The 25,791-nt window shown below is 67.6% G+C and carries 25 protein-coding genes; 18 read left to right on the forward strand and 7 right to left on the reverse strand.

Annotated elements, in window-relative coordinates; all coding sequences use genetic code 11:
* Positions 1-190: hypothetical protein (locus AB0L57_RS00005; protein ID WP_364957314.1), on the forward strand; the 190-nt coding region annotated here is incomplete at its 5' end.
* A gap of 49 nt (positions 191-239) precedes the next feature.
* On the opposite strand, the gene AB0L57_RS00010 is transcribed toward AB0L57_RS00005, so the two are convergent.
* On the reverse strand, positions 240-719 hold the full coding sequence (locus AB0L57_RS00010; RefSeq protein ID WP_364954523.1) for an Lrp/AsnC family transcriptional regulator: 480 nt from the start codon (positions 717-719) through the stop codon (positions 240-242).
* 154 nt (positions 720-873) lie between these two features.
* On the opposite strand from AB0L57_RS00010, the gene pdhA reads away from it, so the two are divergent.
* The 5 genes from pdhA to AB0L57_RS00035 all read left to right on the forward strand — a co-directional run bounded on the left by pdhA (position 874) and on the right by AB0L57_RS00035 (position 6,844).
* Complete coding sequence (pdhA, locus tag AB0L57_RS00015) at positions 874-1,992, forward strand: pyruvate dehydrogenase (acetyl-transferring) E1 component subunit alpha (RefSeq protein WP_364954526.1); 1,119 nt, start codon at positions 874-876, stop codon at positions 1,990-1,992.
* 4 nt (positions 1,993-1,996) lie between these two features.
* Positions 1,997-3,001, forward strand: a complete 1,005-nt coding sequence (locus AB0L57_RS00020) for an alpha-ketoacid dehydrogenase subunit beta (protein WP_364954529.1) — start codon at positions 1,997-1,999, stop codon at positions 2,999-3,001.
* Positions 2,998-4,317 carry a dihydrolipoamide acetyltransferase family protein gene (locus tag AB0L57_RS00025; protein ID WP_364954531.1) on the forward strand — a complete coding sequence of 440 codons (1,320 nt, stop codon included), beginning with the start codon at positions 2,998-3,000 and terminating at the stop codon, positions 4,315-4,317. Before AB0L57_RS00020 ends, AB0L57_RS00025 begins: the two co-directional genes overlap by 4 nt.
* The gene (gene lpdA, locus AB0L57_RS00030) at positions 4,318-5,691 is read left to right on the forward strand and encodes a dihydrolipoyl dehydrogenase (RefSeq protein ID WP_364954534.1); all 1,374 of its coding nucleotides are present in this window, start codon (positions 4,318-4,320) and stop codon (positions 5,689-5,691) included.
* Between the two features lie 73 nt (positions 5,692-5,764).
* Complete coding sequence (locus AB0L57_RS00035; RefSeq protein ID WP_364954536.1) at positions 5,765-6,844, forward strand: Glu/Leu/Phe/Val dehydrogenase dimerization domain-containing protein; 1,080 nt, start codon at positions 5,765-5,767, stop codon at positions 6,842-6,844.
* A 48-nt stretch (positions 6,845-6,892) separates the two neighbouring features.
* On the opposite strand, the gene AB0L57_RS00040 is transcribed toward AB0L57_RS00035, so the two are convergent.
* A complete protein-coding gene (locus AB0L57_RS00040) occupies positions 6,893-7,414 on the reverse strand; it encodes a hypothetical protein (protein WP_364954539.1) in 522 nt (173 codons plus the stop codon).
* A gap of 93 nt (positions 7,415-7,507) precedes the next feature.
* On the opposite strand from AB0L57_RS00040, the gene AB0L57_RS00045 reads away from it, so the two are divergent.
* From AB0L57_RS00045 to AB0L57_RS00055, 3 genes are read left to right on the forward strand one after another with little or no spacing between them, the layout of a single operon-like run.
* Positions 7,508-9,070 (forward strand): GMC family oxidoreductase, encoded by a 1,563-nt coding sequence (locus AB0L57_RS00045; RefSeq protein WP_364954542.1) that lies wholly within the window; start codon positions 7,508-7,510, stop codon positions 9,068-9,070.
* Positions 9,071-9,102: 32 nt separating this feature from the next.
* The gene (locus AB0L57_RS00050) at positions 9,103-10,536 is read left to right on the forward strand and encodes an aldehyde dehydrogenase family protein (RefSeq protein WP_364954545.1); all 1,434 of its coding nucleotides are present in this window, start codon (positions 9,103-9,105) and stop codon (positions 10,534-10,536) included.
* Positions 10,533-11,684, forward strand: coding sequence for a M20 family metallopeptidase (locus tag AB0L57_RS00055; RefSeq protein WP_364954548.1), 1,152 nt, complete (start codon positions 10,533-10,535; stop codon positions 11,682-11,684). Before AB0L57_RS00050 ends, AB0L57_RS00055 begins: the two co-directional genes overlap by 4 nt.
* Before the next feature lie 190 nt (positions 11,685-11,874).
* Here the strand turns inward: AB0L57_RS00055 and AB0L57_RS00060 are convergent, their stop codons facing one another.
* Positions 11,875-13,089, reverse strand: coding sequence for an erythromycin esterase family protein (locus AB0L57_RS00060; RefSeq protein ID WP_364954550.1), 1,215 nt, complete (start codon positions 13,087-13,089; stop codon positions 11,875-11,877).
* Positions 13,090-13,200: 111 nt separating this feature from the next.
* Between AB0L57_RS00060 and AB0L57_RS00065 the strand changes: the two genes are divergently transcribed.
* Entirely contained in the window at positions 13,201-13,944 is a 744-nt protein-coding gene (locus AB0L57_RS00065) for a MerR family transcriptional regulator (RefSeq protein WP_364957187.1), read from the forward strand.
* Between the two features lie 9 nt (positions 13,945-13,953).
* Here the strand turns inward: AB0L57_RS00065 and AB0L57_RS00070 are convergent, their stop codons facing one another.
* Entirely contained in the window at positions 13,954-16,236 is a 2,283-nt protein-coding gene (locus AB0L57_RS00070) for an FdhF/YdeP family oxidoreductase (protein ID WP_364954552.1), read from the reverse strand.
* A gap of 290 nt (positions 16,237-16,526) precedes the next feature.
* On the opposite strand from AB0L57_RS00070, the gene AB0L57_RS00075 reads away from it, so the two are divergent.
* The 4 genes from AB0L57_RS00075 (at position 16,527) to AB0L57_RS00090 (ending at position 19,581) form a co-directional block, all read left to right on the forward strand.
* Complete coding sequence (locus AB0L57_RS00075) at positions 16,527-16,910, forward strand: hotdog domain-containing protein (RefSeq protein WP_364954555.1); 384 nt, start codon at positions 16,527-16,529, stop codon at positions 16,908-16,910.
* A 250-nt stretch (positions 16,911-17,160) separates the two neighbouring features.
* Positions 17,161-18,279: a nitronate monooxygenase family protein gene (locus AB0L57_RS00080; RefSeq protein WP_364954558.1), complete on the forward strand. Its 1,119-nt coding sequence runs from the start codon at positions 17,161-17,163 to the stop codon at positions 18,277-18,279.
* 265 nt (positions 18,280-18,544) lie between these two features.
* Complete coding sequence (locus tag AB0L57_RS00085; RefSeq protein ID WP_364954560.1) at positions 18,545-19,321, forward strand: HNH endonuclease family protein; 777 nt, start codon at positions 18,545-18,547, stop codon at positions 19,319-19,321.
* Between the two features lie 35 nt (positions 19,322-19,356).
* A complete protein-coding gene (locus AB0L57_RS00090) occupies positions 19,357-19,581 on the forward strand; it encodes a hypothetical protein (protein WP_364954562.1) in 225 nt (74 codons plus the stop codon).
* Position 19,582: 1 nt separating this feature from the next.
* Here AB0L57_RS00090 and AB0L57_RS00095 read toward each other — a convergent pair whose 3' ends face one another.
* Together AB0L57_RS00095 and AB0L57_RS00100 are read right to left on the reverse strand one after the other, a co-directional pair.
* Complete coding sequence (locus AB0L57_RS00095; protein ID WP_364954563.1) at positions 19,583-20,023, reverse strand: SRPBCC domain-containing protein; 441 nt, start codon at positions 20,021-20,023, stop codon at positions 19,583-19,585.
* A gap of 48 nt (positions 20,024-20,071) precedes the next feature.
* A complete protein-coding gene (locus tag AB0L57_RS00100; RefSeq protein WP_364954566.1) occupies positions 20,072-20,650 on the reverse strand; it encodes a TetR/AcrR family transcriptional regulator in 579 nt (192 codons plus the stop codon).
* A 39-nt stretch (positions 20,651-20,689) separates the two neighbouring features.
* Here AB0L57_RS00100 and AB0L57_RS00105 point away from each other — a divergent pair, with 39 nt between their 5' ends.
* The 4 genes from AB0L57_RS00105 to mtnC all read left to right on the forward strand — a co-directional run bounded on the left by AB0L57_RS00105 (position 20,690) and on the right by mtnC (position 25,176).
* Positions 20,690-21,934 (forward strand): KasA/KasB family beta-ketoacyl-ACP synthase, encoded by a 1,245-nt coding sequence (locus AB0L57_RS00105; protein ID WP_364954568.1) that lies wholly within the window; start codon positions 20,690-20,692, stop codon positions 21,932-21,934.
* A gap of 373 nt (positions 21,935-22,307) precedes the next feature.
* The gene (gene mtnA, locus AB0L57_RS00110) at positions 22,308-23,924 is read left to right on the forward strand and encodes an S-methyl-5-thioribose-1-phosphate isomerase (protein ID WP_364954571.1); all 1,617 of its coding nucleotides are present in this window, start codon (positions 22,308-22,310) and stop codon (positions 23,922-23,924) included.
* Entirely contained in the window at positions 23,921-24,490 is a 570-nt protein-coding gene (locus AB0L57_RS00115) for a cupin (RefSeq protein ID WP_364954573.1), read from the forward strand. The genes mtnA and AB0L57_RS00115 overlap by 4 nt, the downstream gene beginning before the upstream one ends.
* Positions 24,487-25,176: an acireductone synthase gene (mtnC, locus tag AB0L57_RS00120; protein ID WP_364954575.1), complete on the forward strand. Its 690-nt coding sequence runs from the start codon at positions 24,487-24,489 to the stop codon at positions 25,174-25,176. Before AB0L57_RS00115 ends, mtnC begins: the two co-directional genes overlap by 4 nt.
* A gap of 27 nt (positions 25,177-25,203) precedes the next feature.
* Here the strand turns inward: mtnC and AB0L57_RS00125 are convergent, their stop codons facing one another.
* Positions 25,204-25,785, reverse strand: coding sequence for an ATP/GTP-binding protein (locus AB0L57_RS00125; protein WP_364954578.1), 582 nt, complete (start codon positions 25,783-25,785; stop codon positions 25,204-25,206).
* Positions 25,786-25,791: the final 6 nt, after the last annotated feature.

The raw sequence follows: 25,791 nt of genomic DNA on the forward strand, positions 1-25,791 counted from the left end.
CGACATCTACGGCCTGTCGGAGGTCATGGGCCCGGGCGTGGCGATGGAATGCGCGGAAACCAAAGACGGCCTGCACATCTGGGAGGACCACTTCTGGTGGCCAGACGGTGTTCAGCACAACGGATCCGGCGCGTGGTCGCCGAGAAGCGCGGACCCGACCGCACGGCCGGCCCGCCCGTCCAGTTCGTAAACGCCCTGTCGGTCAATGGTTTACGAGGCTCGATGGGCAGTCCCGATCGTCACACCCATTCCGGTCCGGGGCCGCTGGCCTCCTCGAAGATCAACCAGGTTCTGGTCGATTGCACACCCTCGAGGCTCTGTAGTCGCTCGAGGACGACGTGGCGCAGGGCGTTGTTGTCCGGGGCCCGGACGAGTACCAGCACATCGAAATCACCACCCAGCAAGGAATAGTGCTCGACGAAGGGCAGTGTCCGTAGCCGGGTGGCGATCCCGCGCCAGGAGTCCTGCCGGATCGACAGGGCGATGAAGGCGGAGGAGCCCAGTCCGGCCTTTTCGTGCGCGATTCGGGTGGTGTAGCTGTCGATGATGCCGGCTTTCTGCAGCCGTTCGATGCGGACGTAGGTGTGTGCGCGGGAGATGTGCGCCTTGTCCGCCAGCGCGCGCATCGAGATGCGACTGTCGGTGACGAGCTCGTGGATGATCCTTCGATCGATCTGGTCGAGTTCGTGGTCCTCGGCGTCGGATGTGTCTGTGGCCATCTGTCCATTCCTGCTGTGGTCGCGGATGCAGTCGTGAGACGTTTTGTCACGTTCACCGCGATATTAGACCATTCGTCTTCAATATTGTTCATTCGTTGTTGTTTGGTCCTCCAATTGCGAGCATTGGTGAACAGATTGCATCTTGGAGGTGGACGTGACGTTGGTGGAGCCCCTGGGCACGCTGCAGTACCGGAAATTCCTGCCCGCCGAGCGCGCGGTGCGATATCTCGACGCGGCCGGCGAGCTGACCGGAAGCGAGGCGCGGTATCCGAGGCCCAGCGGCGACCGCCTGCTGCAGATGCACCGGAACATGGTGCTGGGCAGACGATTCGATCAGCAGGCGACGGCCTTGACCAGACAGGGCAGGCTGGCGGTGTACCCATCCTCGCGAGGCCAGGAGGCGTGCCAGGTCGCGGCGGCGATGAGCCTGCGGCCCACCGACTGGATGTTCCCGACATACCGCGACTCGGTGGCGCTGGCAGCACGCGGGATCGACCCGGTGGAGATCCTCAGCATGCTCGCCGGCGACTGGCATTGCGGCTACGACCCGGCCCGGTATCGCAGCGCGCCCCAATGCACCCCGCTGGCGACCCAGTTGCTGCATGCGACGGGTGTGGCCTACGGCGAACACCGCCGGGGCAACGACACCGTCGCGCTGGCGTTCTGCGGCGACGGCGCGACCAGTGAGGGTGATTTCCATGAGGCCCTCAACTTCGCGGCCGTGTTCAAGGCTCCGGTCGTATTTCTGGTGCAGAACAACGGATTCGCGATCAGTGTGCCCCTGGCCCGGCAGAGCGCCGCGCCGACGCTGGCGCACAAGGGAGTCGGCTACGGAATCGGTAGCGAGCAGGTCGACGGCAACGACCCGGTCGCCATGCTCGCCGTGATGGACGAAGCCGTCCGGTTCGTCCGTGCCGGCAATGGTCCGGTCATCGTCGAAGCTCACACGTACCGGATCGAGGCGCACACCAACGCCGACGACGCCACTCGCTACCGCGATTCCGTCGAGGTCGAGCAGTGGCTCGGGCGCGATCCACTGGCCCGGCTGGAGAAGTACCTGCGCAGTGAGGGTGTGCTCGACGACGCAGCCGCGGCCGCCGTCACCGCCGAGGCCGAAGCGGCCGCATCGGCCCTGCGCGCCGGCATGAACGTCGACCGCGGCGCCGATCCGACCGACCTTTTCCGGTACGTCTTCGCCGAGCAAACCTCGCAACTTCGGGAGCAGCACGCGCAGGTGGAAGCCGAACTGGCCGCCGAATCCGAGGAGAACTGACACCATGCCCGTGCTCACCATGGCCCAAGCCCTGAACAGCGCACTGCGCGACGCTCTCACCGCCGACGAGAACGTCGTCGTCTTCGGTGAGGACGTCGGCACCCTCGGCGGAGTCTTCCGCGTCACCGACGGACTCACCCGCGACTTCGGCGAGGGCCGGTGCTTCGACACCCCGCTCGCCGAATCCGGCATCATCGGCTTCGCCATCGGCATGGCGATGGCCGGGTTCAAGCCGGTCGTCGAAATGCAGTTCGACGCGTTCGCGTACCCGGCGTTCGAGCAGATCGTCTCCCATGTCGCGAAGATCCGGAATCGGACCAAGGGGGCGCTGTCGGTGCCGATGGTCATCCGGATCCCGTTCGCGGGCGGCATCGGCGGGGTCGAGCATCACTGCGACTCCAGCGAGGGCTACTACGCTCACACCCCCGGGCTGAAGGTCGTGGCCCCGTCCACGGTCGAGGATGCCTACGCCCTGCTGCGCGCGGCGATCGACGACCCGGACCCGGTGATCTTCCTGGAACCCAAACGTCTGTACTTCTCCCGCGCCGACGTCGAATTGGCGGCGGGAGCGCCGATCGGACAGGCCGCCATCCGGCGTGCGGGCCGGGACGCGACCATCGTCGCGTACGGACCGTCGGTGACCGTTGCGCTCGAGTCCGCCGAGGCCGCGATGGCGGAGGGACGCGACATCGAAGTGATCGACCTCCGTTCGATCGTGCCCTTCGACGACCACACGGTCATGGCATCGGTCCGAAAGACCGGTCGGTGCCTCGTCATTCAGGAGGCGCAGGGTTTCGCCGGAGTCGGTGCCGAGATCGCCGCCCGTGTCCAGGAACGGTGCTTCCATCAGTTGCACGCACCGGTGTTGCGCGTCAGCGGATTCGACATCCCCTACCCGGCGCCGAAGCTCGAACGCCTCCACCTGCCGAGCGTCGACCGCGTCCTCGACAGTGTCGATCGACTGCAGTGGAACGAGTCCGCCGACACCCGGTGGGCGGTGACCGCATGAGCGACCAGGTCTTCCTGCTTCCCGATCTCGGTGAGGGGCTCACCGAGGCGGACATCGCCGAATGGAAGGTGCGGGTCGGTGATGCCGTCACCGTCGACCAGGTGGTCGTCGAGGTCGAAACGGCCAAAGCCGCCGTCGAGGTGCCGATTCCGTTCGAGGGCACGGTGATCTGTCTGCACGGCGACGAAGGCGCGACGCTGAAGGTCGGTACCCCGCTGATCACTGTCAGCGGTGCCGTGTCCACCACCGTCACCGCCGACGCTTCCACTCCTCGCGCGTACGAGCAGTACCGGGCAGAGGAACGCGCCGGATCCGGCAACGTCCTCATCGGCTACGGAACCAGCGAGGAGACCCGCCCCCGGCGCCGCCGGGCGCGGCGCGGCGCGTCCGGCGACGAGGCTGCACCGAGCGTGCCCGCGTCCCCCGGAATGCTGTCCACACCGTCCGCTCCTCGGGTGATATCGCCGGTGGTGCGCGCACTGGCGCGAGAACACAACCTCGACCTGTCAGCGTTACTGGGCACCGGACCCGGCGGAATCATCAGCCGTGCCGATGTCGAACGAGCCCGGACCGCACCGGGGACCGAACATGTGGAGACCGACGACCGGCGCGGGGAGCCCCGCGAGCTGCGGATTCCGATCAAGGGTCTCCGCAAGGCGGTGGCCGACAAGCTCTCGACCAGTCGCCGTGAGATTCCGGATGCCACCACCTGGGTGGACGTGGATGCCACCGCTCTGGTCGCCGCCCGTCGCGCGATCGATGCGGCGCTGCCCGACGGGGAGAAGATCACCCTGATGGCCCTGCTGGCCCGGTTGACGATCGCCGCGCTGGCGCAGTACCCGGACCTCAACTCCACTGTCGACGACGAACAGAACGAGATCGTCCGGTTCGGACACGTCCACCTCGGGATCGCCGCCCAAACCCCGCGCGGTCTGGTCGTCCCGGTGATCGAACACGCCGATTCCTGCTCCACCGCCGAGCTCGCACGACAATTACGGGAGACCACCGTATTGGCCCGCGACGGCAAGCTTCCGCCCGTCCGGCTGACCGGCGGCACCTTCACCCTCAACAACTACGGGGTCTTCGGCGTCGACGGATCCACGCCGATCATCAACCATCCCGAGGCCGCGATCCTCGGCGTCGGCCGCATCATCGACCGGCCCTGGGTCGTCGACGGAGAACTGACGATCCGCAAGATTGCCCAGATCTCGCTGAGCTTCGACCACCGGGTCTGCGACGGTGGCACCGCCGGCGGATTCCTCCGGCTGTTCGGTGACTACATCGAGAACCCGATCACCGTACTGGGGAGGCTGTAGATGACCGGCACGCACAGTGACGTCCTGATCCTCGGGGCGGGATCCGGCGGCTACGCCTGTGGCTTTCGCGCCGCGCAGCTCGGGTTGTCGGTCACCCTGATCGAAGCGGACAAGATCGGTGGCACCTGCTTGCACCGCGGCTGTATTCCCACCAAGGCTCTGCTACACGCCGCCGAGGTCGCCGACACCACCCGCGCCGGGCCGGCCTTCGGTGTACGGGCCACGTTCGAGGGCATCGATCTCGACGCCGTCCACAAATACAAGGACGGCACCGTCACCCGCCTGTACAAAGGGCTGCGGGGCTTGGCCGCCCATCATCGGATCAGGCTGGTGACGGGGCACGGCACCTATGTCTCGGACAAGACGATCGATGTCGACGGCACTCGCTACACCGGTACCTCCGTCGTGCTGGCCACCGGGTCCTACGCCCGCACCGTCGGTGGTATCGAACTCGGGAAGCGGATCCTCACGAGCGAGGGCGCACTGAATCTCGACGTCGTTCCGAAGACGGCCATCGTTCTGGGAGGGGGTGTGATCGGTGTCGAATTCGCCAGCGTCTGGGCGTCGTTCGGTACACAGGTCACTGTCGTGGAGGCTCTGCCTCGCCTGGTGCCCGCGGAAGATCCGTGGTGCTCGAAACAGCTCGAGCGCGCGTTCCGCAAGCGCGGCATCACCATCCGCACGGGTGTGAAGGTGCGGTCGGCCGAGGAGAGCGCCGAAGATGTCGTCGTCGAACTCGAGGACGGCGACCGCATCCGGGCCGATATCGTGCTGGTCGCCGTCGGCCGCGGGCCTCGCACAGCCGACAGCGGCTTCGCCGACCACGGCCTGTGCCTCGACCGCGGCTTCATCGTCACCGACGAGCGCCTGCGCACCACCGTGGACGGGGTGTACGCCGTCGGGGATGTCGTTGCAGGGCTCCAGCTGGCGCACCGAGGCTTCCAGCAGGGCATCTTCGTGGCCGAGGAAGTCGCCGGACTCGCTCCGGTTCCTGTTGCGGAACAGCTTGTTCCGCGTGTGACCTACTCGCACCCCGAGGTCGCGTCCGTCGGATTCACCGAGGAAGCTGCCCGGGACCGGTACCTCGATGTCACCACCGCGGTCTACGACCTCGCGGGCAACGGCAAAAGCCAGATCCTGAAGACCGGCGGCGGGGTCAAGGTGGTGCGGGCCGGCGACACGGGCCCGGTGGTGGGTGTGCACATGGTCGGAGACCGCGTCGGCGAACTGATCGGCGAGGCCCAGCTGGCCGTCGCCTGGGAAGCCCTGCCCTCGGATATCGCTCCGTTCATCCACGCTCATCCCACCCAGAACGAGGCGTTCGGTGAGGCGATGTTGTCACTGTCGGGCACACCCCTGCACGCCCACAGCTGACCGATGGTCGGCCTTCCCGGATTCGGGATGCGCTGAATTGTCCATGCCGACAACACTTCCGAAAGGAATCACCATGACCGTGAACGACGCCCTGCTGTGGGACGGGGAATTGACCGTCACTCGGCACGACCGGGAGACCGGTGCATCGTTTGTCATCCGACTCGACTCGACCCGGCTCGGCCCCGCCGCCGGCGGCACTCGCGCGGCCCACTACCCGTCGTTCGCCGACGCCCTCGCCGACGCGGGCAAGCTCGCCGGTGCCATGACCTTGAAAATGGCTGTGAGCAACCTGCCGATGGGCGGCGGGAAATCGGTGATCGCACTGCCGGCGAGACGCAGTGACATCGACCCGCCCACCTGGAATCGGATCCTCACCCTGCACGCGGAGAATATCGACAAGTTGCGAGGAAACTACTGGACCGGCCCCGACGTCAACACCAATTCCGCCGACATGGACGTTCTCAACGAGACCACCGACTATGTGTTCGGCCGTTCCCTCGAACGTGGTGGTGCGGGATCGAGCGCCCACAACACCGCTCTCGGTGTATTCGAGGCCATGCGGGCGACCGCACGCCATCGCGGGCTCGGCGCACTCGACGGACTGACCGTGCTCATCCAGGGGCTCGGTGCGGTCGGCGGTGGGCTCGCCACACTGGCGTCTGCCGCCGGTGCGCGGCTTCTGGTGGCAGACACCGATTCGGACCGCCTGGCGTGGGCACGTGCGTCGGGGCACACCGTCATCGGCGCGGACGAGGTCCTCAGCACCGCCTGTGATGTCTTCGCTCCCTGCGCGATGGGCGGGATCATCGACAGCGTCACTGCCGCAATGCTTCCCACCTCAGCGGTTGTCGGCGCCGCCAACAACATTCTCGCCGACGACACGGCGGGAGCGATTCTCCGTGAGCGCGGCATCCTCTATGCCCCCGACTTCGTCGCGAACGCCGGCGGCGCCTTCCATCTGGTAGGGCACGAAGTGCTCGGGTGGAACGAAGACACTGTCCGAGAACACACCCGGCGTATCGGCGACACCCTCACCGAGGTTTTCACGATCAGTGACGCCGAGAACACCACCACCGACGCGGCCGCGCGACTCCTCGCGCGTCGTCGGGTCGAAACCTCTGTTCGGGCCGGCGCGGCGACGGCGCCCCGATGATGTCCCTGACGACGTCCACATCGCGTGTGATCGCCACCGGCCGATCCCTCACCGCCGGGCCGCGTCGACCTGTGCCGTGTATTCGGCGAGCAGCGCTTCGAGCCGGCCGACCATGAAGCTGTAGTAGTCGTGCATGGCGTGGAAGCGGGCACGTTGTCCGGGCGCGAGGGTGCTGCCGCGTGTCCGGGCGGTCTGCGCCAGCTCCAGCAATTCGGCGGTCTGCTCGAGCTGGTGCTGCAGGCATCCGATCCAGGCGTCGTCGCGCCACCGGAACACGAACTGGCGACTGCCGGGCTCTTTGAATCGCTCGACAGTGCCGGTGGTGACGAGCAACCGGGTTGTCTCCGACACCGAACCCTTGCTCGCATCGAGGGCTTGCTGCAGTTGCGTCAGGGTCATCGGGGTATCGCTGAGCATCAGCACGCCTGCGGCACGGCCGGCCATGGGAGGCCAGCCCATCGCACCACCGATACGCACACCGAAGTCCTCGATGAGGGAAATCTTGTCGCTGTCGCCGACCTGTGCCGACATCACCATCTCCAATTCGATCAGAATAAATTGAATATTCACTCTTGACTGAACACTTTGTGTTCGGAATCATACTCGGCAGGAACCCGGCTCTCCCGGAGACCTCATTCGCACAACTGTTTACGGAGGTTTGCAGTGACCGAGACAGCCTGGGACGTCATCGTGGTAGGTGCTGGTTCGGCAGGGGCCGCGCTCGCGGTCCGTTCCGCGGAAAAAGGCAAGCGGGTGCTGCTGCTCGAGGCGGGACCGGACTATCGCTCGGCGCACATGCACCCGGCATGGCGCTCACCCAACCCGATCAGGGCGTTGCTCGACCCGACAGCGATCGAAAATCTGGTGTGGACCGGGCTCGACGCGGCGCGGACCGAGAAGCAGGCGGCAGCGCCCTACTGGCGTGGCCGGGGAGTCGGCGGCAGCTCGTCGATCAATGGGCAGATCGCGATTCGCCCCCCGGTGGAGGATTTCGACGATTGGGTCGGTTGGGGTTGTGCGGGGTGGGGTCCCGACGACGTCCTGCCGTACTTCGCCAAGCTCGAGGACGATGAGGAATTCGGTGCCGAGCCCTATCACGGTCGCGGAGGCCCGACTCCGATTCACCGCATGCCGCAACAGGACTGGGGGTCCGTCGACCACGCACTGTGCGGGGCCGCCCTGACGGCCGGTCATGCGTGGGCCGCGGACGTCAACGCACCCCACGCGATGGGGGTCTCGCCCTATCCGATCAACTCGCGGGCCGGCCGGCGAGTGTCGGTCAACGACGCCTACCTCGAGGCCGCTCGCGATCGCCCGACCTTGACGATCCGCGGCGACGCCTTGGTCGACCGGGTGATCTTCGCCGGAGACCGCGCGATCGGCGTCCGGATCATCGCCGACGGCACCGTGGTGACCGAGCACGCCGACGAGGTGGTGTTGAGCGCGGGCGCGGTACACTCCCCGGCAATTCTCCTGCGGTCCGGAATCGGTCCGTCCGGCCAGCTGCGTTCGCTGGGAATCGATGTGCGCCAAGATCTTCCGGTCGGACGCGGTCTGCAGGACCATCCGATGGCGGTGGTGTCGATTCCACTGATCGACGAGGCGGGGATCCAGAGCCCGGACGACCGGCACACCAACGTCTGCGTCCGCTACACCAGCAATCCCGGCGCTCCCGTCGGCGACATGATGTTCGTATCGCAGAATCAGAACGTCGTGGCCATGGCCAACCCGGATATGCGCGCGCTGGCAGGTGCGTTCGGCGTCTGGGTGAATCAGGCCTACTCCCGCGGCGAGTTGACGCTCACCTCGGCCGATCCGGCCGATCAACCTCAGCTCCACACCCGGATGCTCTCCGACGAGCGGGACTTGTCCCGTTTGCGCGACGGAATACGCGACCTGGTCGAACTCGCAGGCGACCCGGCGGTCGCCGCCATCACCCATGGGTCGCTCGAGGCCGAGAACAAGGCCCTGTTCGCGGTGCTGGGCAGTGACAGTGAGCTCGATGACCACTTGCTGGCGACCGTGAGCGATGTTCAGCACGCCACCAGCACATGTCGAATGGGTGCCACCGCGAACGCGGACACCGTGGTCGACCCGTCCTGCCGGGTCCTGGGCACCGACGGGTTGCGGGTCGTCGACGCCTCGATCTTCCCGTCCGTCCCGCGAGCCAACACCAACCTGACCGCGATCATGGTCGGCGAGCTCATGGCCGACCGTATCCGCTGAACTCGAATCACAAGGAAGGCAGAAGCTTTCACATGAAGACCTTGCAGAACTCGATCGGCGGAAAATGGGAGAACTCCCGGAGCGCGTCGACGCACGATCTGGTGAACCCGGCTACCGAAGAGGTGATCGCACGCTACCCCGGCGGGTCGCCCGACGATGTCGACCGCGCCGTCGACGCGGCCGTGGCGGCGCAGCCCGGGTGGGCGGAGCTGCCGGTCGCGAAACGTGTGGAATACCTGACCCGGTGGGCCGCCGAGATCGCCGCGCATGCCGAGGAACTCGCGGCGCTCGAATGTCAGGAAATGGGGAAACCGGTCGCGCTCGGCAGAACGTTCATCGACGGCGGTGTCCAGGGGTTCCGGGCCGCGGCCGAAGAAGCCCTGACCTATCCGTTCTCCGAAACCCTCCCCGGCGCGGACGGCGGCGCGACGACGATCCTGCGGCACCCGCTGGGCGCAACCGCCGTGATCACCCCGTGGAACTTCCCGGTGCCGATGGTGCTGGGTGCACTCGGGCCACTGCTCGCCTCGGGCAACACCGTCGTGGTCAAGCCGTCCGAACGATCACCGCTGTCCATCGCCCGGCTGTTCGAGTTGTCGCCGTTGCCCGCGGGCGTGGTCAACCTCGTCCTCGGTGACGCCAGGGCGGGAGCCCCGCTGGTCGAGCACGATCGGATCCGGCTGGTGCACTTCACGGGGTCGGTCGAGGCGGGCCGCCGCATCGGCGCCGGCACCGGTGGACGATTGTGCCGGTCGATCCTCGAACTCGGCGGCAAGGACCCCGTCGTCGTCGACGCCGATGTGGATCCGGTCGCGACCGCCGCCGCGGTGGCGTTCGGCGCGTTCGTCAACACCGGGCAGATCTGCACCTCCATGGAACGCATCTACGTCCACCGGGACATCGCCGAAGCGTTCGTCGATGCCCTGGTCGACGCAGCGTCCACCTATGCCCTCGGTGACGGGCACGACGCCGGCACCGTGCTGGGGCCGCTGGTCGACGCACGCCAGCGCGACATCGTCCATCGGCATGTGACCGATGCCATCGAACGCGGGGCCCGCGTTCGCATCGGTGGCGAGATCCCGGAGCGAAAGGGGTTCTTCTACCCGGCTACCGTCCTCACCGATGTCGACGATTCCATGCTCGTGATGACCGAGGAAACATTCGGCCCGATCGCGCCGGTCGTTGTCGTCTCCTCGTTCGAGGAGGCACTCGAGCGGGCAAGTTCGTCCCGCTTCGCTCTCGGGGCCACCGTCTACACGCGCAGCGCCGAGCACGCCGCCGCGGCCGCCGCCATCCCTGCCGGAGTGACGTGGATCAACCAGTGGCAGGGCGGTGGCCCGGAACGGCTCTACGAGCCCGCGGGCGACAGCGGTATGGGGGCGACCGGCGCCCGAGCGGCATATGACGCCGCCACCCGTCCCGCGACCATTCACATGGCTCCCGCAGCTGCGCCCGCACTCTCATGACCGACCCGGGCACCGACGCGAAAGCTGCTGTCGAGCAGAGGATTCGACGATACGAACGGACGATTCTGGAGTTGTCTCACCGTATCCATGCGAACCCGGAAGTGGGATTCGAAGAACACCGGGCCAGTGAGTGGGTCGCCGACGAGCTCCGCGGCGGGGGTTTCGAGGTGCAGCACGGCTGCTACGGCCTGCCCACGGCGGTACGTGCCACGATCGGATCGGGTCCGGTGCATGTCGGAATCTGCGCCGAGTACGACGCCCTCCCCGAAATCGGTCACGCATGCGGTCACAACATCATCGCCGCGGCCGGCGTCGGTGCCGCGCTCGGCCTCGCCGAGTGCGCCGACGAGTTGGGGTTGACCGTCACCCTGCTCGGCACCCCTGCCGAGGAGGGCGGCGGCGGGAAGATCCTCATGCTCGAACGCGGCGCCTTCGACGGGCTCGACGCGGCGATGATGGTTCACCCCGCAGCCGTCGAGATGACGGCGATGCCGGGTACCGCCGTGTCCCAGTTCGAAGTTGCCTACACCGGCAAGCCCGCTCATGCCGGGGCCTATCCCGAACTGGGAATCAACGCTGCCGACGCGATGCTCATCGCGCAGGTGGCGATCGGCCAACTGCGGCAACAGACTCGGGGAGCCGACCGAATTCAGGGCATCGTCACCGACGCCGGAACCGCCGTCAACGTCATCCCTGACACCGCGTCCGGACGCTGGATCGTGCGCTCCGATACCGCGGCGGCGCTCGCCACGCTCACCGCGCGCGTGAAACGCTGCTTCGAGGCCGGGGCGCTGGCCACCGGATGCACCATGTCGATCACGCCCAACGGCCCGGACTACGCGGACCTGCGCCCCGACGCCACTCTGCTCGCCCGATACCGCGCCAACGCAGAAGCGCTCGGCCGCAGCTTTCCCGATCTGCCGGACGGATTGACAGGAGCAGCGACCGATATGGGCAACGTATCGCACGTGGTACCGACCATTCATCCCATGCTCGGCCTGAACTGTCATCCCGCGGTCAACCACCAGCCCGAGTTCGCCGACGCGTGCGTCGGCCCGGCGGCCGATCGGGCCGTTGTCGATGGCGCTATCGCCATGGCATGGACCACAATCGATTTCGCGGCACACCATCCGGCGCGTTCGCGCTGACCGCAGAACCTCGTCGCGGTCGGCGCAGGATCGGGCTGAGGGGCTGCCACGGGGTCGGCCCTACCGAGTGCCCGGTGTCCGACACTCTTGCGCCGGCATACGCGATCACTCCGCCGGCGTCGTCCTCCTCGCCCCAGTGGTGGACCGCAGGTGCGGGCCGGCAGTTTCGTCCTGCCCGAACCGCTCGTGGTTACCAGTACTGGAACCGTTTTCCGTCGGTGTCGTTGATGAAGACGATCGCGTCGGCGCCTGCCGTATCCGCCGGGCCGAGCGGGATGTGGCCCGGGACAATGGGTTCTCCGGCCTCGAGAGCCGGCGGGAGTGCGGCGCGCAGCGCGGATGCCGGGAACAGGGTGCGGCGGGTGCTCGCTTCCGACAGCACGGCCTGCAGGGTGCCCGGATCGGGGTCCGGGGCGGCGTCGGTCGCCACGAACAGGTAGCGCTCACCCAACTCGAAGTCCATCAATTCTCCCGCACCGCACCAGTTCACGGGCTGTTCGTCCGATGCGGCGGGTCGGGTGCGGCGCAGGTGTTCGTTGTGCGCGAAGGCCAGGCAGGGGCCGCGCTGCTGTTCGCGGGCCACGATCGCGAGCAGATTGTCGGCCATCATCACCGAACGCAGGCTCTGCAGGGTCGCGATCCGCTCGGGCGCGGGATCGGCCATGGCGGCGTGATAGCGCAGCAAACCCTGTGCGGTGCGCGCGTGCGCCGCGACCTGGTAGTAGCGGCCGGGGTCGGCGGGCCGCAGGGCCGGTGCCGCACGGCGCAGTGCGCCCGCCAGGTCGTCGGCCACGACCCGCAGAGCGCGGGCGCGCTCGGACGCGCCGATCGAGACGGCCGCGTCGAACATCGCCGCTTCGTCCGACCACCGCGCGTCCTCGCCGAGCAGGGTGTCGAGGGTGGCAACCGAATCCGGGCGCATCGGCGTCGGGAGGTAGTCGGCGACCGCGTACAGGGCCCGGCGCGGACTCGGTGCGGAGCCGAACTCCAACGGTGCGTCGAAGCCGTGGAAGCGTACCCGGTCCGGCGGGGCGAGCTCGGCGTTGTAGGCGCGCAGCCACTCGACGAGTTCGCGGTTGCCGGGCACGGCGCCGAAACCGTGGCTGAATCCGGTCGCGAGCACGGTATCGATATCGGCCGCCGCACCGCGCACATAGTCGTCGACGGCGGAGGCGGCGAACAAGTCGGTCTCCAGCACGATCGACCGGTACCCACGACCGGCCAGGTGGGCGAGAAGTTCGTTGCGCAGCACGGGGAATGCCGCGATTCCGTGGGTCGGCTCACCGAGTCCGAACAGCACAGGTGGTTCGCCGCGCGTCATGAGCAACTCGTCGACGGTGCGGGCGAGGCCCGGCGCATCGTCGAGCTGCCGGCCGATGGCACGCGGTGTGGTGGCAATGGACATGGAACACCCTTTCCGAAGCAGTCACCCTCGACGCTATCGTTGAAGAACCGGGTGAAACTTCTGCGAGAATTCCTCGGGTTATTTGTCGAAAACATCAAACGGGGGTGCAACCTGCGACCTATCGATCTCGCGCGCGAACACGGATTGTCGGCCCAGGCGATCCGCAATTACGACGATGCGGGCGCCCTGCCGCCGACCGAGCGCAGCACGTCGGGTCATCGCCGCTACACCCCCCTGCACGCCCAGGCCCTGCGGTCGTTCCTGGCTCTGCGCACCGGGCACGGGCACGGGCAGGCGGTCGAGATCATGCGCGCGGTGAACGAGGGCGACAACGAATCCGCCTACCGGCTCATCGATGTCGCGCATGTCGCGTTGCGCGCCGAGCGCGGGACCCGGACCGAGGTGGCCACCGCGCTCGCCGGTCTGTCGGCGACCGCGCCCGCACCGCTGCGCGGGCGTCCGCTCACAGTGGGGGAGTTGGCGCGCCGACTCTGTCTGCATCCGGCCACCCTGCGCACGTGGGAGACCGCCGGCATCCTGCGCCCGGACCGTGATCGGGTGACCGGTTACCGCCACTACGGACCCGACGGTGTGCGCGACGCCGAAATCGCGCGACAACTGCGGCGCGGCGGGTACCGATTACGGCAGGTCGCGCAGTTCCTCGAGTCGCTGCGCGCCGCCGGCGGCGCGGAGGCCCTCGGTGTCTTCCTCGAATCGTGGCAGCAGCGCCTCACCGTCCGCAGCCGGAATCTGCTCGCCGGCGCCGCACAACTCGACCGATACCTGACCATGCGCGATGAGATTGCGCGGGAAGATGTTTCGGCCGCCGCCGCCCATCGTCCGCCGCGGCCCTGACGGTGCCGTTCAGTCGTGGCGCCGGACGGTGACCTTCAGATTCTTCATGATCGGTTGGTCGCTCTGCGTGCTGACGTCGCCGATCGCGCACAGCACATTCAGTTCCGGCATGTACCCGGCGGCGCAGCCGGGCGGGATGTCGTACGGAATCACCGTGTAGTCGCGCACCGAACGGGTGCTGCCGTCGCGGGCGATACTGGTGATGTCGACCCGATCGAACTGCGACAGGCCGCGTTCGCGCATATCGCCGGCGTTCATGAAGATCAGCGTCCGCAGATTGCGCACCCCGCGGTAGCGGTCGTCGTCGGAATAGATGGTGGTGTTCCACTGATCGTGCGAACGCATGGTCGCCAGGGTGAGCGTTCCCGGCTCCCGGTCGATCACGGGCAGCGGCGCGGCGGAGAACTCGGCGCGGCCCGACGGTGTGCGGAAGACCAATTCCCTCGCGGGCTGGCGGATTCGGAAACCCAGCGGCAGGCGCACACGGCGATTGAAGTCCTCGAAACCGTCGAGCACCTGTGCCATGGTGTCGCGGATGCGGTCGTAGTCCTCGACGTAGCGCTCCCAGGGGGTGGTGCTGTGCGGCAGTGCGGCGCGAGCGACTCCGGCGATGATCGCGGGTTCGGACAGCAGATGCCGGGAGGCGGGTTTCTTCATCCCCTTGGACAGGTGCACCATACTCATCGAATCCTCCACCGAACACTGCTGCAGACCGCTGCGCTGCTCGTCGCGCTCGGTGCGCCCCAGACACGGCAGGATCACCGCGCGGCGGCCGTGCACCAGATGGCTGCGATTGAGTTTGGTGCTGACCTGCACGGTGAGATCGCAGGTGCGCAGTGCCTCGAAGGTGTAGCCGGTATCGGGTGCGGCGAGCGCGAAATTACCGCCCATGCCGAGAAAGACCCGCACGGTGCCCGCGTGCATGGCGTCGATGGTGCCGACGGTGTCGAGCCCGTGCGCGCGGGGCGGATCGATATCGCACACGCGCGCGAGCCGGTCGAGGAATTCCGGCGCCGGACGGTGGTCGATTCCGCAGGTCCGGTTGCCCTGCACATTGCTGTGGCCGCGCACCGGTGACGGGCCGGCCCCCTCCCGGCCCAGATTGCCCCGCAACAGCAGCAGATTCACGATCTCGCGCACCGTGTCGACACCGTGCTCGTGCTGGGTCACGCCGAGACACCAGCTGATGATGCTGCGGTCGGCATCGCAGTAGATCCGGGCGGCCCTCCGGATATCGGCCTCGCTCACGCCCGACTGCTGTTCGATCTCGCCCCACTCGGTGTTCGTGCAGACCGTGCGGTAGTCCTCGAAACCGGCGGTGTGGCGGGCGATGAATTCGGCGTCGACCGCCTTGGGATTCGATTCCGCCTCCTCCAGCACGGCTTTCGCGATACCGCGGACCAGTGCCATATCACCGCCGATGTGCGGCTGCAGATTCAGCGAGCTGGTCGCGGTGGCGTGGAAGGTCGCCATCCGGGTGAAGTCGTGCGGGATGATGGCGCGGCGGGCAGCCGCCTCGACCAAAGGATTGACGTGCACGATCTGCGCGCCGCGGCGGTGTGCCTCCACCAGTGAGGTCAGCATGCGCGGTGCGTTGGAGGCGGCGTTGACGCCGAAGATGAACAGCGCGTCGGTGGCTTCCCAATCCACCAGATCGACGGTTCCCTTGCCGGTGCCCAGCGCCGCCTGCAATGCCCGGCCGCTCGCCTCGTGACACATGTTCGAGCAGTCGGGCAGATTGTTGGTACCCAGTTCGCGGGCCATCAGCTGGTAGAGGAACGTCGCCTCGTTTCCGAGGCGGCCGGAGGTGTAATAGGCGGCAGCGCCGGGATCGTCGAGTTCACGCAGGGTGTGCCCGATCAGTTCGAAGGCCTCGGCCCAGCCGATCGGCACGTAGTGGTCGGTGCCGGGGTCGTAGCTCATCGGTTCGGTGAGCCGGCCCTGATCCTCGAGATCGAAATCGCTCCACCCGGACAGTTCGCTCACCGTATGCGCGGCGAAGAAGTCGCGGTCGACCCGCTTGTGGGTCATCTCCCATGCCACGTGTTTGATGCCGTTCTCACAGATGTCGAGGCGCAAGCCCTTGCGGTCGTCGGGCCACGCGCATCCGGGGCAGTCGAATCCGCCGTTCTCGTGGTTCATCTTCATGATGGCGTGCGGTCCGGCGATCGGCTCGCCCTCGCGCAGCAGGAATCGCGTGACACTCTCGGCGGCACCCCATCCCGCCGCGGGATGGTCATAGGGGTGGAACTCGGGCTCGTCGGCCCGATCGGCGCGTGTGTTGACGGCCATGACGTATCCCTTCGACGATTCCGAGGTCGCTGTGGTGACGCGGTGGAGATGTCCGAAGTTCGTGCCCGTATTCGATTCTTGCCCCGAAACCGGCGGATGACAACGACGGCCCGCCCGGGCATATCGGGGGCGGCCGGCCTCCGTCGTTGCAGTCGATGCGCAACCGCAGCCGATGCCGGTTGCCCCGGGTCGGCGCCGAACAACCCGTGCCCTCGCGTCGCAGGAGTCCGACGACACGCTCCGGGGCAACATCCCCGGCCCCGTGCGCGGCGCGGCGTTACCGTAGCGGTGTGAAGCTGCAGCCCGGTCTCGAGGCGGAATTCGGCATCGAGGTGACCGCGGCGGACACCGCATCGGTCCTCGGTAGCGGTGATGTGGACGTACTGGCCACCCCGCGCATCGTCGCCCTTGCCGAGGAGGCCACGATGCGCGCGATCGGGGACGCGCTCCCCAGCGGGCGCACCTCGGTGGGGACCGAGGTGTCGGTGCGACATCGCCGGCCCAGCGTGCCCGGCACGATTCTCACCGTCTGCGCCCGGCTGGTCGAGGTCGACGGTGCACGGCTCACCTTCCGCGTCGTGGTCCGTGTCGGCGAGGTGCTCGTGGCCGACGGCACCGTGCGCCGCACCGTCGTCGATCGCCGGGATTTTCTCGCGCGGGCCCACGACAACTGACCGCGATCGGCCGCGCGTACCCCCTTCGGGAAGCGCCGGTCAACTAGAACATGTTGTCTTACCGAAAAAGGTGCCGGACGCGTTTCCAACGCAGGTCGGAGCCCCCTCATCGCGCCCAATCGAAGCATGTTTTCGGGTCTCCTATCGATTCTCGATCGAGGTCTCACTAGTCTGAATATGAAACGTGTTCTAGTGTTGTGGCTGTTGTGTTGAAGTGCCAGCGCCGGAAGACCAGAGGAGTCACCCCGCCATGCATACCGAGATCTGCGAACGACTGGGCATCGATGTCCCCATCTTCGCTTTCACCCACTGCCGCGACGTCGCCGCCGCGGTGAGCAACGCCGGCGGTCTCGGCGTCCTGGGCGCGGTCGGTTTCACCGCCGAGGAGCTCGAGGTCGAGCTGGCCTGGCTCGACGAGCACGTCCACGGCGTGTACGGCGTCGACCTCGTGATCCCGTCCAAGTACGAGGGCAAGGGCATCGACGATCTGAGCCCGGCTCAGCTGGAAGCCGAACTGGCCAAGCTGGTTCCGCAGGGGCACCGTGATTTCGCGGAGAAGATCCTCGCCGACCACGGCGTCCCGAAGCTGCCCGAGGGCGAGCACCACGAGCAGCTGCTGGGCTGGACCGCCACCACCGCCGGGCCGCAGGTCGACGTGATCCTGAAGCACCCGAAGGCGAAGCTGGTCGCCAACGCGCTCGGCACCCCGCCCGACGATGTCATCAAGAAGGTTCAGGATTCGGGCCGGTTGATCGGCGCGCTGTGCGGTTCGGTCAAGCACGCCATGAACCACAAGCGCGCCGGCCTGGATTTCGTGGTGTGCCAGGGCACCGAGGGTGGCGGTCACTGCGGTGAGATCTCCTCGCTGGTGCTGTGGCCGCAGGTGATCGACGCGGTCGGCGATCTGCCGGTGCTCGCGGCTGGTGGCATCGGCAACGGCCGCCAGGTCGCGGCCGCCATGGCGATGGGTGCCGCGGGCGCCTGGACCGGTTCGATCTGGCTCACCGTCGAGGAGGCCAATGTGCCGCCCGCGCAGATGCAGAGCTACATCGATGCCTCCAGCCACGACACCGTGCGCTCGCGGGCGTGGACCGGTAAGCCGGCCCGCATGCTGCGCAACGACTGGACCGAAGCCTGGGAGCAGTCCGACACCCCCGATCCGCTGGGTATGCCGCTGCAGATGATGGTGGCTCTCGACGGCGTCAAACGTGGTCACCGGTATCCGGAGGCCGCCAAGGATGTCAACTTCAACCCCGTCGGCCAGGTCGTCGGCCTGATGAACAAGATCGAGCGCACCTCCGATGTCATGCAGCGGCTGATGGAGGAGTACCTCGAGTCGTGCGAGCGGCTGAACAAGCTCAACAGCTGACGCACGCTCCGTCGAGACCCGTCGCGGCATCCGCCGGGACGGGTCTCGTCATTTTCCGGCAATGGAACCGGCTGGTGCACTTGCGGTTTGCCGGTGCCGGTTGACACTCTGTATTCGCGATGAGAAGTACATATGGTGAGCGGCACGAACGCGGCCGACAAGCAGACAAGTTCCCCGCGATCCGGATGTTTGCCCGGATCGCATTCGATACCAACATATTCGGCTGCCCGCGGCCGGTATGCGCCGATGCGATCGGGGCGCGGTGATGAAAACATCCTCGAGCGGCCTGCGGCGGCTGGTCGCGGTGCTCGCGCCCGTGGTACTCGCCGTCGTCGTGGCGGTCGGCTACAGCTTTCTCGGCGACAAGAGTGCCACCACCGATCCCAAACCCGATTCCGCCGCCGCGGCAACCTTTTCCGGAAAAGACGTCAACGATCTGCTCGCGAAATTGGTGGTGGCGCAGGAAGCGCCGATGACCGGATACAGCCGGGAGAAGTTTCCGCACTGGGATCAGAACACCCCGGAGCACGGATTCGGTGACCAGTACGCCCAGTACGCCAAATGCACCACCCGCGATGTGATGATGCTGCGCGACGCCACCGGGTCGGTGACTCTCGACGCCGCCACCTGCAAACTCACCATCGGCAAGGACGGCGGCTGGCGTGATCGCTACGGTGTGCTCGACGCCAAGACCGGAAAACTCAAGCCTTACAAATGGATCACCGATTCGGCCGGAGTCGACGCCGAACATATCGTTCCGCTGGCCGAGGCGTGGCGTTCGGGAGCCCAGTCCGGCGATATCGGCACGCGCCGCAATATTGCCAACGATGCCATCAATCTCGTCGCCTCGGATCCGTCGGCGAACCGGTCGAAAGGTGATCAGGATGCCGCGAATTACCTGCCACCCGGCGTGTTCCGCTGTGAATATGTCCAGCGTTATATTCGGATCAAGGTAAAGTACGGCCTGACCATCGACGACGCGGAACAGAAGGCATTGCGGACCGCGGTCGACGAGTGCCTCCACAAGGGAGAATTCAAATAGCCGACATCATCGAGATCACCGGTAGGGCCGCCGTCATGACCGACGAGGAGGGGACGGTGTCCGGTGATCTCGATGTCACCGTCGATGATCAGGGCAGGGGATTGGTCCGCTATCGCGGCACCGAGACCTGGTACCACATCGGCAATCTCGACGGCGATCCCGCGCGCGTGTGGGCCGACCTCGCCGAACTCGTCACCGCCATCGATACCGGCCGCGGCGAGCGTGACGCGGCCGGTAACGTGATTCCGTTCGAAGCCTGAATCAGCGCAACTGCTCGGCGCGCTCCTTGACCGCCGCGGTCATCCCGCCGAAACCCGAGTGCAGCGCCTTGCCCATGGCTCCGCTGACCACCGGGCCCAGCCATCCGCCGAGCTGGAAATGCGACCGGTACCGGCAGCGGCCGCCGTCGAGCGGGGTCAGGGTGTGCGAGCGGCGGCTGTGCAGTGCGCCCAGGGGAACGGGCTTCATGCTGTAGCTGAATTCGATTCCGGGAGTGTTGGTCCGGATGTACTCACGCTGCTTGCGCGGCTTCGGGCCGCCGAGGACCACGAGCATCTCGATCGGGTCGCCGGGGGTGAGCGTGCTGTGGCACTCGGTGACGAAGGGGTTCCACTCGCCGTAGCTGCCGAGATCGGTCAGCACCTTCCACACCACGTCCACGGGTGCGTCGATTTCCACGGTCTCATCGATCTCGAATGCCATGCGGCCACAATACTGAAACTCGTTCCATGCGCGACACTCGCGGGCCGCTCAGCGGTCCGGGGCGGGCAGGGGCAGGGATTGGGTGATGAGCAGCCGCGCCGCCCGCGAGACCCGGGCGGTGTCGCCGGTGACGAGACGGTCCTGCAGCAGTCCGCGCACGCCCGACACCAGCAGCGTCGCGGTCGATTCCGGGTCCGGCACGGTGGGATCGAAACCGCGCAGGACGTCGGTCAGGGCCGCGACCAGTACGTGCACGGCATCCTCGCCGTAGGACCGGAACGGGCTGCCGGGGATGGTGGCGACGCCGAGGACCTGGTGCAGCACCCGCGTGCTCGCGACCCATTCGGTGGTGATGTTCACCGAGAACGATTCGATGAGCCGTCGCCGCAACGTCGGCAGGTCCGCGACATCGGCGAACATGGCCGGGATATCGGGCCGCTGCGTCTCCAGGGCGGCGATCAGCATGGCTTCCTTGGTGCCGAAATAGTGGATCAGCATGCGTGAACTCGTGCCGAGGTAGTCCGCCAGGGGACGCAGTGACAGTTCGGTCAAGCCGTACTCGCCGATGTAGGCGATGACTCCGGCGAGCAGTTCCGCGCGCCGGGCCCGGTCCAGTGGTCGTGGCACGTGTTGACTGTAGCGGTCGCTACGGGTATCTCTGTCATCATGAGTGTACCGATTGCTACACAAACTCAGCGGAATGTGGTCGTGACCGCGATGGCGGCCACCACCTGCCTGGGACCGGATCTCGACAGCACGTGGGCCGCCCTGGTGGCCGGCAAATCCGGGATCGGGCCGCTGACCGACGACTTCGTGACCCGGTACGACCTGCCGGTGCGCATCGGCGGCCGGCTCGTCGAGCAGCCGGGTGTGCATCTGACCCGGATCGAGCAGCGCCGCCACTCGTATGTGCAGCAGCTCGCGCTGGTGCTCGGGCGTCAGGTGTGGGAGCAGGCCGGGGCGCCGGAGCTGGACACCGAACGGCTGGGTGTCGCCATCGGCACCGGGCTCGGTGGCGGCGACGCGTTCCTGACCGCGGTCGACGCCATGCGCGAGGGGGGGTATCGCAAGGTGCCGCCGCTGACGGTGCCGATGGTGATGCCCAACGGCCCGGCCGCCCGGGTCGGGCTCGAATTCGGCGCCAAGGCAGGGGTTTACGCACCGACCTCGGCGTGCTCCTCGGGGGCGGAGGCGATCGCGCACGCCTGGCGGCTGATTCGCACCGGCGAGGCCGACGTCGTGATCGCCGGTGGCGTCGAGGGTTACATCGAGGCCGTGCCGATCGCCAGCTTCGCGATGATGCGGGCGATGAGTACCCGTAACGACGAGCCCGGCCTGGCGTCGCGGCCCTTCGATCGCGACCGCGACGGATTCGTCTTCGGCGAGGCGGGGGCGCTGCTGGTGCTGGAATCGGAGGAGTTCGCGCGAGCCCGCGGCGCGGCGGTGCACGGCCGGATCCTCGGCGCCGGAATCACTTCCGACGGCTACCACATCACCGGCACCGAACCCGACGGCGCCGGCGCTGCTCGCGCCATGCGCAAGGCGATCGCCGCGGCGGGGCTGAGCGCGGCCGACATCGATCACATCGACGCGCACGCCACCTCCACCCCGGTCGGCGATGCCTCCGAAGCCAATGCCATTGCGGCCGTGGCCAAGCATGCTTCGGTCTACGCGCCGAAATCCGCGCTCGGGCACTCCATCGGAGCGGTGGGTGCGCTGGAGGCGATCCTCACCCTGTGCACGCTTCGGGATCAGACCGTGCCTCCCACATTGAATTTCGACAATCCGGACCCGGGGGTGGACCTCGACGTCGTGCACGCCGTCGCGCGTCCACAGCGCATTGCACAGGCACTGAGCAATTCCTTCGGCTTCGGAGGACACAACGTCACGCTCGCATTCGGCCGGGCCTGAGCCAGAGTTGCGCACAGGCGCCCGGAAATGTGGAACGGCGGATCTCCACGCTTGTCCACCGGATGCTGTGGACTGTGCGGCCGCCTGTGCACGATCCAGTTCCCGGGATGACGGCGCTACCAGCAGATTTCGGTATTTCGGGCACCGAAACCATTGACCGCCAGGCCGTTCGCGAAGTAGCGACGCCCTGCCATGGCGGGCGCTGCGAACATGCACACCGTGCCGTGCTCCGGCACTCCGCAACGGCGTCGTGTGCCGCGACCGCACCTGTTCGATCGGATCGCGGCGAGGGCAAACCTGGTGCGGTGCGGTGCGCCCTGGTTCGCTACCGTTTGAGGGGTAGCCGGTCGAGTGATGAGGGTTGTACGCGCACATGGGTGATGGTTCGATCAGGTGGGTCGACGGTGCTGTGGTGACGATCGACCAGCGCGCCCTGCCGCACGAAGTGCGTGAACTGCGGCTCACCAGCGTCGACGAGATCATCGAGGCCATCGCCACGCTGGCCGTGCGCGGTGCGCCGGCGATCGGGGTGTCGGGCGCGTTCGGCGTCGTACTGGCTGCCCGCGCACACCCCGGGGACCTCGCCCGGATCGAGGCCGAGGCCGCCCGTGTCGAAGCCGCGCGGCCCACCGCGGTCAACCTGTCCTGGGGGGTTCGCCGGGCACTCGCGAAGGTGCCCGAGGGTGCGGCGACGGTGCTCGCCGAGGCGCAGGCCATGCTCGCCGAGGACGGCCGCGTCAATCGCGCCGCCGCGACACATGCCGCCGATCTCGTCCAGCGGTTGTGCCCCGACCGGCCGCTGCGCATGCTCACCCACTGCAACACCGGTCGGCTGGCCACCACCGCGGTCGGCACCGCGATCGGTGCGCTGCGCGTGCTGCACGACCGCGGCGCGATCGACGGTGTGCTCGTCGACGAGACCCGGCCGCTGCTGCAGGGCGCGCGCCTGACCACCTGGGAGTTGGCCGAGGCGGGGATTCCGCATCGGCTGACGGTCGATTCCGCGGCCGCCTGGGCGATGGCGACCGGTCAGGTCGACTGTGTCGTCGTCGGCGCCGATCGGATCACCGCCGACGGCTCGGTGGCCAACAAGATCGGCACCTACGGGCTGGCACTGGCCGCTCGCCATCACCGCATACCGTTCATCGTGGTCGCCCCGGAATCGACCCGCGATCTCGCGACGGCCACCGGTGCCGAGATCGTCGTCGAACAACGCGGTGCGGACGAGGTCACCGGATTCGCCGGGCATGCGAGCGCACCGGCCGGGACCGCGGCGTTCAATCCGGCTTTCGATGTCACCCCGCCCGACCTGGTGACCGCGGTGGTCACCGAGAACGGGCCGATCGCCGGGCGCGGACCGGGCGTCCGGATCGCCGATATCGCACGCGAGCTCTACACGCGGGGCTGGATGCCCGGCACCGCGGGCAACATCTCGGCCGCGGATGCCGCGGGGCCCGGCAGCGGGCGCACCGCGCTGATCACCGGCAGCGGGCTGTCCAAAGGAGAGCTGACGGCCGCCGATGTGGTCCGCGTCCGGGTCGCCGATTCCGTGCTCGTGTCCGGGGCGCGGCGTCCCTCCGCGGAAACCGCCATCCACACCGCGATCTACCGTGCCACCGCGGCGGGCGCCGTGGTCCATGTGCATCCACCGCACGCTACGGCCGCCTCGGTGGATGCCGTGGATGCGCTGCGTTTCACCGGATTCGAGCTGATCAAGGGCCTCGGCACGGCCGAGACCGTCGATATCCCGGTCTTCGCCAACCACGCCGACGTGGCGCGCATCGGCGCGGATGTCGAACGGTATCTGCGGGTGCACCCGGACACGCCGCCGGTGCTGTTCATCGCCGGACACGGCATCACTGCCTGGGGCGCCGATCTCGCGCAGGCGCGCGACCGCGCGGAATGTCTGGAATCCCTGTGTGAACTGGCGTCGCTGACCGGGCGCCGCGACATCTCCACCGTCCGTCTTCCCGAGGAGCAGAAGCGATGACCCTGCTGCATATCGCGGCCGATACCGACCCGGCCGACGTCCGCCTCCATACCGCCGATCCGGAGCGCATCACCGCCGAACTGGCTACTCGCGGTATCGTTTTCGACCGGTGGCCGGCCCGCCCCGTCACCGCCGCGGAGTCGGGGGAGCAGATCCTCGGGCGGTACCGCGACCGGATCGGCGAGCTGAACTCCGACGGGCGCTATCGCCACATCGACCTGGCCCGCCTGCACCCCGACGACGCCGATCCGCAGTGGGCCGAGCAGGCGCGCGCGGCACGGGAGAAGTTCCTGTCCGAACATCGCCACGCCGAGGACGAGGTGCGCTTCTTCGTTTCCGGGCGCGGTTGTTTCTATCTGCATCTGGAGCCGGAGGTGGTGGCAGTGGTGTGCGAGGGCGGTGATCTGCTCTCGGTTCCCGCCGGCACCAGGCACTGGTTCGATATGGGGACGCGCCCGGACTTCGTGGCGATCCGGTTCTTCGAGGAGGCCGACGGCTGGGTCGGCGACTTCACCGGTGAACCGATCGCCGAACACTTTCCGAGCCTGGATCAGCTCGTCGCATGATCCGCGCCGTCGTCGTCGACATCGAGGGAACCATCAGCCCGACCAGCGCGGTGCGTGAGGACCTCTACGGCTACACCCGCCGTCGGCTGCCGCGGTGGCTGGCCGACCGGCGCGACGATGCCGCGGCCGAGGTGATCGCGCAGACCCGCGAACTGGCCGGCCGTCCCGGCGCCGGGGTCGGTGAGGTCGCCGAAATCCTGTGTGGCTGGCTGAATTCGGATGTGAAGGCCGCCCCGCTGAAGACCGCGCAGGGGCTGATCTGTGCCGAGGGTTTTCGCGAGGGCGCGCTGTTCGGGGAGTTCTTCCCGGATGCGCCCGCCGCGTTGCGGGCGTGGCACGCTGCCGGATTCGCGTTGTACGTGTACTCGTCGGGCTCGGTTCGCAACCAACGGGATTGGTTCGCTCATGCGCGTGGGGGCGAGCTGGCGTCGCTGATCGGCGGCTGGTTCGACCTCGCGAATGCCGGGGCGAAGCGGGAGCCCGAGTCCTATCGTGCGATCGCCGCGGCGATCGACGTGCCCGCGGCGCAGATCCTGTTCCTGTCGGACCATCCCGACGAACTGGACGCGGCGGTGGCGGCCGGATGGCAGGTCGTCGGCGTCACCCGTACCGGTGAACCGAATGTGGCTCGCCCGCCGCATCGCTGGCTGTCGGATCTGGGCGAGCTGGATCCGGCCGCAGGCTGAGGCCCGCCGCCGCACCCGGTCCGCGGCTCAGGCCACCGAGCTGGTGGCCCGGGAGATGAGGTGTTCGACCAGGGTCATCAGCACCGTCTTACAGGAGCTGCGGTCGCGGGCGTCGCAGAGCACCACCGGAATGTGGGTGTCGAGATCGAGCGCCTCACGCACCTCTTCGGTGGTGTAGATCGGGGCGTTGTCGAAGCAGTTGACCGCGATAGCGAAGGACAGGCCGCGCCGCTCGAAGAAGTCGATGGCGGCGAACGAGTTCTCCAGCCGGCGGGTATCGGCGATCACCACCGCACCGAGCGCACCACGCGCCAATTCGTCCCACAGGAACCAGAATCGGTCCTGGCCCGGGGTACCGAACAGATACAGCACGAGATTCTGATCGATGGTGATACGACCGAAGTCCAGCGCGACGGTGGTGGTGGTCTTGCCCTCCACGCCCGACAGATCGTCGATGCCGGTGGACATTTCGGTGATCAGCTCTTCGGTGCGCAACGGCGTGATCTCGCTGATCGAGGACACCATGGTGGTTTTCCCGACGCCGAAACCTCCGGCTACGAGGATTTTGACCGAGGCAGCCAGGTCGGTCGAGGACGAAGTTTCAGGCACGGTGTT

The sequence above is a fragment of the Nocardia sp. NPDC052254 genome (genome assembly GCF_040679495.1).
Classification (GTDB): Bacteria; Actinomycetota; Actinomycetes; order Mycobacteriales; family Mycobacteriaceae; genus Nocardia.